Raw genomic sequence first — 12061 nt, 5'->3', positions numbered from 1 at the left:
CAGGCTCAAAATTCGTATCGATTTACGGGTTTGAGCCTATTAGATCATATTCGTTGAAAAAGTGCGATCCCGCCCTGCAAGGTATAGATCCTCAAGAAGACCAAAAGAAAAAACAGCAAGAGTATAAAGAGGTTCATGAACACACCTTTGTAAACGTGGCAAAGGAATGGTTTGAAGTTAAGAAAGACTCGGTTACTCCAGATTACGCCACTGACATCTGGCGGTCTCTAGAGCTTCATATATTTCCTCACCTTGCCGATATGCCAGTTAAAAGTATTACAGCGCCATTAGTCATTGAGCTTCTAAAGCCTATCGAAGCTAAAGGCAGCTTAGAAACCGTGAAACGTTTATCTCAACGCCTCAATGAAGTGATGAACTTCGCTACCAACTGCGGTCTAATTCAAGCTAACCCATTGACTGGGATTAAAGCCGCTTTTAAGAAGCCTAAAAAAGAAAATATGGTAGCGTTAAAACCAGCAGAGTTACCAGAACTTATGGGAGCCATTGCAAATGCTAGCATCAAACGTACAACTCGATGCTTGTTAGAGTGGCAATTGAACACTATGACTCGCCCAGCTGAAGCTTCTGGAGCTAAATGGTGTGAAATTGATATCTATGAAAAAGTTTGGACCATACCTGCCGAACGAATGAAAAAACGTAGGGAACACCGTATCCCCCTTACTGAACAAGCTCTTGATCTGCTTGAAGTAATGAAACCAATTAGCGGACATAGGGAATTTGTTTTTCCTTCAGACAGAGATCCTAAGAAACCATGTAATAGCCAAACAGCAAATATGGCTCTCAAACGTATGGGTTTTGCTGGTAGGCTTGTTAGTCATGGTTTACGTTCACTAGCGAGTACAACGCTCAATGAACAAGGTTTTGAAGCTGATTTGATTGAAGCTGCACTTGCTCACGTTGATGATAACCAGGTTCGCAGCGCCTATAACCGTACCGACTACCTAGAGCGTCGAATACCTATGATGTGCTGGTGGAGCGGGCATATAGGAGAGGCCGCCAAAGGTAGCCTCTCTGTTACTGGAACTAAAGGTTTAAAAATTATTGTTTAGCAAGGTCTAGCGAAACAATAAAAAAGATTCTCATTAGCAACTCGCTTTTTCGATGTTCCTGTAAGGTTATAATATGGCTCAAAAACGTACGTTTATCTTGCTGGTAGGCCTGTTTGTCGGCGCTTATTACGTTCAGTGGCTAGCCTTACACTTAATGGGTAAACTTTGACGTCGATGTACTTTATTTACAGATGTGATAACTAGACTCTTTGTGTCGATACTCATTCCGCTCATTTAGAACGATTTATACCCATGCTAACCACGTAGAGGTGGTATATAGAAGCATTGAAATTGGCTTATGTGTCTAAACTTCAACCCCTTCCAATCTATATTAACAAGAACAACCATATCTTGTTGCCCTAAGAATTTAGCCTGGTATGATTGCCTAGAATTTTAATGAAAAGAAATAGTAAAAAATGGAAGCAGGCGAAATTCTAGTTATTGATCTATTTGCTGGTCCTGGTGGGCTTGGTGAAGGGATCTCGTCATGTACTACTAAAAATGGTATTAAGCCATTTGATATTGGCGTGTCGGTCGAAAAAGAACCATCAGCACATAGAACACTGACAACTAGAGCATTTTTTAGAAAAATCGCAGATAACTCCGCAGCTAGAAATGATTACTATAAATACGTTCGTGGTCTAATTACTCGCGATGAGCTTTTTTCTATATATGATGCTCAAGCTCAAGCGGCACTTAAGGAAACATTATATCAACCAAGGGCTCTTGGTGAAGATAACGAGCTTATCCATGAAAGGATTCAAGAACTAGTCACCGGACACCAAGGTCCTAAGATAGTCATTGGCGGGCCGCCTTGCCAAGCATACTCTTTAGCTGGACGTTCTCGTAATGCGGGTATTAAAGATTATAAAGCCGAGGATGATCATCGACATTTTTTATACAAAGAATACTTAAAAGTCATATCTATTGCTCAACCTGAAGTGTTTGTAATGGAAAACGTCCGAGGGATATTGTCGGCTAAAGTTGACGGTAAGATGATGTTTCCCCAAATCCTTGAAGATTTAAGGAACCCTAATACGGTTACTGGTGTAGTTGGTATATCAGGTTACAAAATCTATTCTTTAGTTGTTGATGCGGATGTTCAGAAAGATCCTCGCTATATTAACTCATCAGACTTCTTAATACGCTCAGAATTCTATGGCATACCTCAAGCAAGACACCGCGTAATCCTCCTAGGTGTTCGTGACGACATTGAAGCTGTTCCTAAGACATTACAACAGGCAGTAGAATATCCAATTACGACACGAAGTGTTCTGAATGATTTACCAAAACTGCGAAGTGGCTTCTCTAAACAAAAAGATGATACCTGCATATGGACTAGTACCGTTAAAAACCATGCTAAGCAATTAAAGCAATTCTTATGTAATCAGTATCCGAATGAAAAGCTTGCCGGGCTAGATTTAACGCCATATGAAAATCTAAAGCGTAAAAATTCAGTACACTCCAATATAGATAGTGCAGAAATTCCGCAGCCACTTAGCAATTGGTTGTTGGATAAAAATTTAGGCTGTGTGCTAAATCATGAAACAAGAGGTCATATGAATGAGGATTTACTTCGTTACGCCTTTTGTGCAACCTACTCATTATTAAATAATGGTGTTTCACCTAAATCTCGTGATTTTCCAACGTTCTTAGCACCAGCACATGCTAATTGGAATACAGGGACACATGCTGATCGATTCCGAGTTCAATCTGCGAATAAAGAAGCTACTACAGTAACCAGCCATATTTCAAAAGATGGCCATTACTTTATCCATTACGATCCAAAACAGTGTCGTAGTTTAACTGTTCGTGAAGCTGCAAGATTACAGACATTCCCAGATAACTATCTATTTGAAGGCAATAGAACACAACAATATGTACAAGTAGGCAATGCTGTGCCACCTTTTTTGGCGCAGCAAATTGGTCAAATCGTGCTAAAACTACTAAATGACGTTACTTAGAGTAAGAAGCTCTTGGTTTTAGGTTTGGCATTTTTCCATATTCCTAATTTGTACTAGCTCAGACTTGATCTGACAGTTACCCGTTTTTCTATCGGTGACTGTCAGTTTAGATTTGAGCTAAATTCTTCTCAGCCCAAATCGATTTCCCGTCAAGTAATGTTTCAAAGGGCGTTCTGCCACAACACATTTTTCCTTGATGAGTTCGCTCATTATTGTAATAAGCCATCCATTCGTCCAGATCTTTTTGAAGTGCTTCAAGCGAGCTGTAAAGCTTTTTGCGGAACGTAATCTGATAGAACTCGTTAAGTATCGTTTTGTGAAAGCGCTCGCAGATGCCATTAGTTTGAGGCGACATTGCTTTAGTTTTAGTATGGTCAATATCATTAATCGCCAGATAAAGCTGATAGTCATGATGTTCAACCTTGCCACAATACTCAGTGCCTCGGTCAGTTAAAATACGCAGCATTGGCAGTTCGTTCTGCTCGAAGTACGGCAGAACTCTATCATTGAGTATGTCGGCCGCCGTAATTGGTGTTTTGGTGGTGTAGAGCTTAGCGAAAGCTACTTTGCTGTAGGTATCGATAAACGTCTGCTGATAGATACGGCCTACGCCTTTAAGGTTGCCAACATAGAAGGTATCTTGTGACCCCAGATAGCCTGGATGTGCTGTTTCAATCTCGCCACAGGCCTCATCGTCGTTTTTCTTTTTCTCCAGTGCAGCGACTTGGCTATCAGTTAAGATAATGCCTTCATTTGCAATTTTCCCTTCTAATGCTTTTAAGCGCTTCTTAAAGTTTTCCAAGTCGTGCCGTAGCCAGATTGAGCGAACCCCACTGCCTGAAACGAATACTCCCTGTTTACGCAGTTCATTACTGGTTCGGTGCTGACCGTGCGCAAGAAAATCAATAGCGTATTGAACAACCGCATTTTCGGTCACTTCATCTACACGATTTTTGATGTTTGGTGCTCTACGGCTTTTATCAATTAACGCATCCAAGCCACCATCTTCGACTAGCTCTTGGTATCGATAAAATGTATCTCTTGAAACGCCCATGACTTTACAGGCTTTTGACACGTTACCTAATTCTTCAGCAAGATTAAGTAATCCAGTTTTGTGTTTTATGATTGGGTTGTTAGTATGCAACATGAGAGTTACCACCTTTTGGGTTGTTTTGATTAAAAGATTCGACACCTTTATCAAAACGGGTAACTCTCAATTTTTCAAATCGAAATGTCAGATCTTGTCTGAACTAATACACCTAATTAGAGCTTCTTGTACTTTCGGCGGTTACCAACTTTAGCACTTTCCAAAACACCTTCTTTGAGCAATAGCCCTAGCACGCTATAGCTAAGGTAATCTTGTTGATTACCTTCATTATCCGATTGTAGACCTAAATAATGAGCACAATCTGAATTTGTTATACCTTCAGGATTCTCTTCTGCTAATGATGTTATAGAGTCTTTCAATAGTTTAAGGCCAAGTTGAGCTTTTTCTACTGAGCCTATTGCAACGCTAACATTAGAATCTATTTTCCTTGAAATTGATTTAGGTATAACACTGTTGTAGAGAGTGCCACCATTATCGATGGTCCCAAAGCTAGAAATAAATTCAAGTTCAATCTTTAAAGCTTGCTCTTCAGTGATATCTTCGACAATTTTACTAATGATTACTGTGGCACCAGCATCCAGAATGTTTTGAATGTGTTTACCTTTTCGCGTGTCATCTATTCGTTTTAAATGATCAGTTGCTCGACTTCCTGTACCTTTCCCAATATAGAAAACTTGTGCAGGGGTAACTCGAGTATCTTTTAAGGCATATACGTAATAGGTGTTTGTCATTTTACTTCCCCAATAACTACCTTGATATCTATACTTAATTTTTTATAATATGCTCAAGTGATAACCTTTCCGAATAGCGACTCAATAGTTTAACTAGTACTGTAGACTGTTTTTCTGATGGTAGTTTCGCGGGATTTTTTGCTACCTGCAAAATTCCAATCAAAGCCGGTGTTGCTGCATCGTCGTCAAGCAAGTGTAACTCTACTTGATCCCATATTTTCTTAGGTGTTTTTAAAACTCTTTCCTGCGCGTCAATACCGTCATCAATCTTCTGAACCTTCTTGGAAGTTACAGCTTGCTCCATAACATCCGCTTTGCTTATCAAGAGAGTACTGACCTCAAGAATATCGCACTCTAAATTCTTTACAGTATCCCAGAACATTTGTCGCTTCGCGTATTCACTAGGGTTTCCAACCGGGCGGTGCTCAGAAAGCAATAACTCATGAACTGCATAAGACAACTTACGAAGAGTCATCATAATTGCTTCCGGTATAACTTGCGCTCTCCACATAACATCCAAATTCCAGTCTAAAGAATTCTCACTAACCTCATATGATAACCGGGCAATAGCATAAGTAACGAGGTTGGCTCGATAACCAGTATACCAATCTTCTTTCATTATCACTTTTTCAAGAGCTCTGAAAATACTGGCTCTACAGATCAGCTTACGAAAATACAACTCATTGAATACTAGATCATCTTTTTCCCACTGAGCATCAATAAGCTCTGCAAATTTTGCAAAGTTCTTCTGAGCACCTTTACTTACTTCATGTGGTAAGCAATCCCAAGAGTTCATAATCTTTGCTACATCAGTCTTTGTAAGTAACTGTGATCGTGGGTGAAGTTGCTGAAATTGTTTTTTCTTTGACTGTGTTAGATATGCCTGTGAATCTAGATACTGCCCTCTGGCTCTTTCATAAAACCAATGTGTCTGTGCGTTCTGACCTGTGCGCACAGGAACCCAAATTCTTCTTGAAAATTCTTCCAGACGAACATGGAATGGATGATTAGAAAAAAGATCTGCATCAGAAACTTTATTCTGGGAGTTTGCGTACCTAGAAATCCTTGGAACAAGCTCTGTTGATGCCTCACTAGAAAGAACAGTTAGTTTCATTTGCAGAGATATTCGCGATAAGTCAGCCTTATCCTTGACGTATGCACTGTAAATAGAGGCTGTTGTTTGCCCACCGTTAACAATCTGGAGGTTTCTAAGCTCAACAATCATTGGTCCATGACTGGTTTGTTCAATTACCACTCCTTGAGCCGTTGTTGTTAATCCGTTGTTATATGCGAAAAAATGGCTTGGATCATTCAGAATGGTTGTCCGGATCCCCTTATTTACTTTACCTCTGTGCTGAAGGAAACTTCTGACATTCTGCTCAAGTAATCGTGCTCCCCATTCCCCATAGAGTGAAACCAATCTAGTACCAGGCATTACAGCAAGTATTGACTGTTCCCCTTCTGTATCATCATGAGCCACCAAACATGGTAGCGGGTTATCACGAAAGTCTATAATCATCTCCTCTCGCTCATTACGAGAGGATTCGAGTTTAAATATCCGCTTAAGATCCCACAAATGGACGGTACAAGGTCGATCATCAATATCATCCAGGATAACATCACGCATTCTGTCTGAAGTAGGCCTGTTAGACACCACAACAAACCTGATTCTGGATATGTCAGACCAGTTATCCAAAACTAGACGGGCGGCTTGATAACAGTTGCTAGATGGCTCAAAGACTGAAGGCAAGTGCTCTGTAAGAGTATTTTTTACAAACTTGGAGAGCTTTTTAATTGCTGATTCAATTTCACGCTTCGTTAGTGTTGACGCCTCTTCTGATGAAGAGATTAGAGTTACAAACAATGACAAAGAAAAGTTACTTGTATCAAAGGAGTAACCATCAATCAACCACCTTCCTGCACCATCTCTACCATCTTCGACGATCACATAATCATCAAATTCACCAGCATCAGACAAAAGATCAAGGATGTAGCTAAGAAATTCGAATTCAACTAAACGTCCTTCAACATCTGATGAAGCCTTTACATGCTCAATAAGCGAAGTGTAATACTCAGTCAGTTCATTCATATCAGCCTTTAGCTCTCGCACTAATCTCACTAATCGCACATGCCCAGTCAGCAGCTAAGACTAAATCAAGATCATATTTGACTCTACCTATTGCCGATGGAAGGTTATCCCCTGTCAACCGAGGAAAGTCATTTTCAACTAGAAATACTCTAGGTTCACCAAGTTCGAAATACAATTCATCGTAACAATCGTCTTTGATATATCGAGCGCTAAGTAATAACTCATCAAAGGCGGCATATTGACTAGATGGAATCATAGTTCTCGTTTCTTCTATAAAGTCGTTAAGTGTCACCCCATTTCCATCCGAAGATAGACCTCCAGGATAGGCAGTAAGAAATAAATGCCCTTCGGCATCAAGTTGCTCGCGTGATGAGATTTTAACAACACTGGAATCAAAAGCATGAGATTTAATTTCGACTGTCACACTAATCGTCTCATCATAGAAGTCCTGTGCTGCCCCCGTAGGCCCCTGCCAGCCCAAAACACCGTTTGTAGATACATCAGGGATCCAGATTTCACGTAAAAACTTTAGTTCAGAGATGAGCCCTAAGCACTCTTCTGGACTCAGCTTACGCCTCCCCTTTTCAAACAACCTTTGCCACACAAGAACTCTACGCTTTAAAATCGCCACAATCTGCTCTGGAGATGTAGAAAACTGACATGCGGACATAAGGTCAAGGCACAGCCGATAAAATACTGTCGCAAGCTCAGACGCACCGATTACCACCCCTAAATAATGCTCACCATTCATATCATTAACACGAGCAATATTTAGCTTTGACGTTCCCTTTATAGATGCAGTTGAAGTAACTGCATCACTGGGAAGCTGGATAGCAACACCAAATTGACCATCTTTACACCGTATCCAGTACCATGAATTATTTTGCTCTTGATCCACTAGTATTGTTGTTAATGCACCAGTTCTAGGTGCTCGCATATTTGTCCATGGCGTTTCAATACTACTCATAATTCAGACTCATCGATTAACTCTATGCCATATTTTTCAAACCAATCGATAGTCACATTCCACAGAACATCAGGTTGAGGTTCAGAAGACTCAGGAATGGATATGGCCCAACCAAGAACATCACGCTCTGACAAGATATTTTTCCTATCGGAACCATCGTATTCACATGCTTTAATAACATGAAAAATTAGCGTAGGCTTCTTTCTGGCAGCTCGGTACTTCTTATCGGCAACAAGTCCTGAGCCTTGCTCCACAGCATCAATTTCATCTTGAGTGAGTCCCAACGCTTCTACCCCACGGCTAGTAATCGATTGCTTTCGACTTAACCGTAATTCATGAAGGTTTTTCTCGTTCTTTGGTTTATCAACTATCCCTCTTCGTAGGCGTGCAAATCTCTCGCCATCACTTGCTACCCATTCACCTTCTTTGGGCTTATTTGGCTGATAAACAAATACATCCCAAATTGCTAATTCATCACCTGAACGTTCCTCCAGGTACTGTAGAAACAAGTTATTCTCTGCCCAAAAACCACAACTTGGATGATTATTAAATGTTCTAAGACCTTTGATAATATTTCCTGCGTCTACATTCTTAAAATGAATATGCTGACGATGTGCTTTTGGTATATCAGAACCGCTGTAACGTTTATCCGCTATTCGTCCTAGGAAGTTGGAGAACTCATCAAAGTTGTTTTCAATGACATCTGGTCTTGAGTCAACACAATCTGTTTCCAAAAGTCGGTTATCAAAACGAAGTCGGGTCATAATAGTTTTTGCTGTTCTCATCTTGTTGGCCGCGGTTACCATCAGCGAATCTGGAGACGCCTGAACTCGAAGACCAAACTCGCTTGGAGTCATCTTTCTGCGCTGCATCTCAGCGGCTTGTTCACGCAAGTCGTCAGATGCTTCAGAGATATGAGCGTACCAATCCAAGGACTCGGAGGTAATCCAAAGACGTAACAGATCTTGATATCCATCTCTGTAACCATACCAACGTCCCATTTGCATGAGGCTGTCATACATTACCGAACGTCGATAAAAGTAACTTACAACCAACCCTTCAAGCGTAAGGCCACGACTGAGTTTAAGACCACCTATCGCAATCTGTTTTTTGGGACCATCTTTTTCATATGTCAGCGAATCACCGGATTTGCTGTGAACTGTAACTGTTTTAGGTTTCTCCATTTCAGCCAAAGAACTACGCACTTCATCCCAAGACTCTTTGGAGCAACCTTCGTAATGCTTACTCCATATAGAGTGAAGAGCCTTCATACCCTCAGAGCTAACTTCAGATCCTAGTTTATATGCGTGTACAGTTATCGCACTCCAATATTCATCTAGGCAAGTATCCACCAAAGGAGTGATATCAGACTGTACTGTCGTTAACCTCGACATATTGATAAGCATTGAGTCATGGTCGTGCTTGATCAGGTACTTATTACGGCGGATATCCTTAATAGCACAGGCTAGAAGGAAAGCTCCGATTGCCTCTTTTAACGACTTAGGTATGGAGGTAACAGCAGTACCCGGTTTGTGAGTTATAGGAAGATGTTCTCCCGCATCTTCAATTTCAACACAGGTTCGATCTGTCACCTCGTTATTCCTAAAGAAATAACGTGCACCACAGTAATTATTTGGCGGCTCCAATGCCACGATAAAGTCTTTAGGGAACAGATCGTCAGTGTCAGCCCTATCGCCTTCCGAATCTGGATGAATGAATATATTAGCAAAAGGAGTCGCCGTATAAGCTACATAGCTCGACTTTCTACATGCATGAAGTACTTCACGTATCAGACGATTGATGGTTTTTGGATCTTCATCATCGTTACCTGTATTAACTGAAGCATTGTCAGCTTCATCATCAATAATTAAGACAGGCTGTTCCACTCCACCATTTTTTGCATTGACCTCAGAAGTTAGCCAAGTAACAAGTCGTTGCAGTGGGTGCTTGTTCTTTTTGGTGACAACAAGAATTGGCTCACTTATTGTGGAAATTCTGTAACGAGGGTCCTTCTTGATATCATCATCTCGATCTGTCAGACAGAATGGAAGCCTCGAGTCATTTGAGCGACCAACCCCTATTATTTTTGTTTCTCTGTCCTTATTGGACTTCCCCGCAATTGAGACGCTACCAACAAAATCTTTATCAAGCCTTTCCTGAGTTTGCTGCCTGAGATCTTCTACGGTTCCGGTCAAGACAATGATTAGTTTATAGCCTGCATCGGCAGCCTTGTTGATTAAAGCAGAATAGTTGTTAGTTTTTCCAGCTTGAACATCACCGATCACCATTCCTCGACACGGAAAACCTGAGCTAGATTCAGGATCGCCAATGAGAGAAAGAATTCGGTCAGTATCAGTATCAGTCCTTTTTAATACACTTTCTGGTATATCTTTAGTCTTAAAATGATCCTTGAAGCGTCGCCAATAGTACCAGTCAATCGTCTGCTTTTTGTCTTCTGTTAACCACTCTTTACGTGGTTCATCGCTGATTAGGATTGCCGCCTCACCAACGGTAACAGCAACTTTTTCTCGAAAAAGTTTTTCGATAACCTCAACATCAACCTGATCAAGGTTTAGTTTGGTTCGATAGCTATCTAACTGCTCGTCAATCCAGTTTTTTGTTATTTCTCGATCGTAACGGTGTGCATCTTTTTCCATCTGATTCACAACCATTTCAACGATTGTATCCTTAGATAACATTACCTAACCTCTATCTTATTTATAATTTTCTCGGCCTGCTCTCTAGTAAGGCCAATATTGCTGTCGTGAACTAACGCATTAAAGATAATTTCAAGATCGATTCCGGCTTTGAATAGACTTTCAGCCAATTTCTGACCTTGACCAAACAAATCTTCTGAGTCTTGATCTAGTTTTATATTTGTCGCGGACACATCATTTTTTATCAGTGCTAAAGGCAGCGCAGTCTCGATAATGCTTACTAAAGCAGACCTTGTTTGACCGCAAGTAATTGACTGTAGCATTACAGCAAGCGCAGAATGACTGCGGTTAAGAACGTAATGAACTTGTTCTTTATCTCTATCGTAAACCCGCTGCCAAACTGGCTCTATATCTAACGATGGCATCTTTGCCCGGCGAGTGAACGTAGTTGATGACTTCTTTGAACACTGAATTATGACTCTTCTAAGCTGCTCACGAAGTGAAGCCGGTAAATCTACTCGAGACTTCCGAACGTCAATACGCCATAAATGATCAGCATTGTTATCAAAATCCACTTGAACTCGAGCTAACTTGTTAGCTTCAGATGCTCTAGCAAGCCGATACCAGCTCCCGGAAGATATTAGCCTTCCCGCACGATAAATATATAAGCCTTGCCCAGCATGATGTTCACCGTTAAGAGATACTCTTTGAGCAAATGAGTGAGTCATGCTAGATGGGTGCGGTAATAGGTAGGCTTTTATCTTGATAGAGCAATGACCCAACCTCAGAGTCTCATCAGACAATAAAGTCGATGCTTGTCTGCTAGTTTCAGGCCGGGTTGCGAACGGATCCATCCCCTTAATAAGCCGTTTATTAAGACGCAGAGTAAGTTTCTTTGTACCCTCCCTACCTCTTATAAATCGATGAAAAGTAAGTGCAAGATGATCAACTAGAGCGCTAACGCGCCTATCATAAGCTCGCTCAGCACTGGCAGCAGTTAGGTCTAAAGCTCTATCAAAAGTATTCCATATAACTGCAGTACCTTTTGAATATTCGAATCCAACATCTTTCAGGTACAACTCACATTCAGCGGGCTTAATAATTTGCGCTAACCACTGGTTTTCTCTCTCAACTAAATCAAGATCCCATCGTATTCCGTACCAATCATCATTGCTGTCTGCCCTACTGATAAGTGTAAGCTTCTTGCATTGAGAAAATGATGCCGTTTTAAGCCCCATTCCAAATCGACCAAGGTCATTTTCAGATCGCTCATTGTCAGGACCAATAGTACCAAGCTGCATAGCTTTCTGTACTTCCGTTGGCGTCATACCATAGCCATCATCTATGATAGCAAGTACTGGATCGGCATTGCGCCATTCTGTAAATATTTCGACAGATCCTGCCCTTGCGGATATAGAGTTATCAATTAAATCAGCAACCGCAGATTCCATTGAATATCCAATACTTCTAAGACT

The 12061-nt window shown here is 40.9% G+C and carries 8 protein-coding genes; 2 read left to right on the top strand and 6 right to left on the bottom strand.

The annotated features are described in order from the left end of the window. On the top strand, nt 1–1070 hold a 1070-nt coding region (locus D1Z90_RS17560), incomplete at its 5' end, for an integrase domain-containing protein (protein WP_119912102.1). A 416-nt stretch (nt 1071–1486) separates the two neighbouring features. Further along, nucleotides 1487–3034, top strand: a complete 1548-nt coding sequence (locus D1Z90_RS17555; protein ID WP_119912099.1) for a DNA cytosine methyltransferase — start codon at nt 1487–1489, stop codon at nt 3032–3034. Nucleotides 3035–3140: 106 nt separating this feature from the next. On the opposite strand, the gene D1Z90_RS17550 is transcribed toward D1Z90_RS17555, so the two are convergent. The 6 genes from D1Z90_RS17550 to D1Z90_RS17525 all read right to left on the bottom strand — a co-directional run bounded on the left by D1Z90_RS17550 (nt 3141) and on the right by D1Z90_RS17525 (nt 12037). Next, a complete protein-coding gene (locus tag D1Z90_RS17550) occupies nt 3141–4181 on the bottom strand; it encodes an IS481 family transposase (protein WP_119912098.1) in 1041 nt (346 codons plus the stop codon). A gap of 116 nt (nt 4182–4297) precedes the next feature. Next, the gene (locus D1Z90_RS17545) at nt 4298–4873 is read right to left on the bottom strand and encodes a GIY-YIG nuclease family protein (RefSeq protein WP_119912097.1); all 576 of its coding nucleotides are present in this window, start codon (nt 4871–4873) and stop codon (nt 4298–4300) included. A gap of 34 nt (nt 4874–4907) precedes the next feature. After that, the gene (locus D1Z90_RS17540; RefSeq protein WP_119912096.1) at nt 4908–6962 is read right to left on the bottom strand and encodes an AIPR family protein; all 2055 of its coding nucleotides are present in this window, start codon (nt 6960–6962) and stop codon (nt 4908–4910) included. Nucleotide 6963: 1 nt separating this feature from the next. Further along, the gene (locus D1Z90_RS17535; protein ID WP_119912095.1) at nt 6964–7929 is read right to left on the bottom strand and encodes a PD-(D/E)XK motif protein; all 966 of its coding nucleotides are present in this window, start codon (nt 7927–7929) and stop codon (nt 6964–6966) included. Next, complete coding sequence (locus tag D1Z90_RS17530; RefSeq protein ID WP_119912094.1) at nt 7926–10628, bottom strand: Z1 domain-containing protein; 2703 nt, start codon at nt 10626–10628, stop codon at nt 7926–7928. Before D1Z90_RS17530 ends, D1Z90_RS17535 begins: the two co-directional genes overlap by 4 nt. Then, a complete protein-coding gene (locus D1Z90_RS17525) occupies nt 10628–12037 on the bottom strand; it encodes an ATP-binding protein (protein ID WP_158587179.1) in 1410 nt (469 codons plus the stop codon). The genes D1Z90_RS17530 and D1Z90_RS17525 overlap by 1 nt, the downstream gene beginning before the upstream one ends. Nucleotides 12038–12061: the final 24 nt, after the last annotated feature.

This window comes from Motilimonas pumila (assembly GCF_003596335.1).
Classification (GTDB): Bacteria; Pseudomonadota; Gammaproteobacteria; order Enterobacterales; family CBDFNC01; genus Motilimonas; species Motilimonas pumila.
Note: the sequence above shows the minus strand (reverse complement) of the source record. Positions and strands in the feature narration are given on the sequence as shown.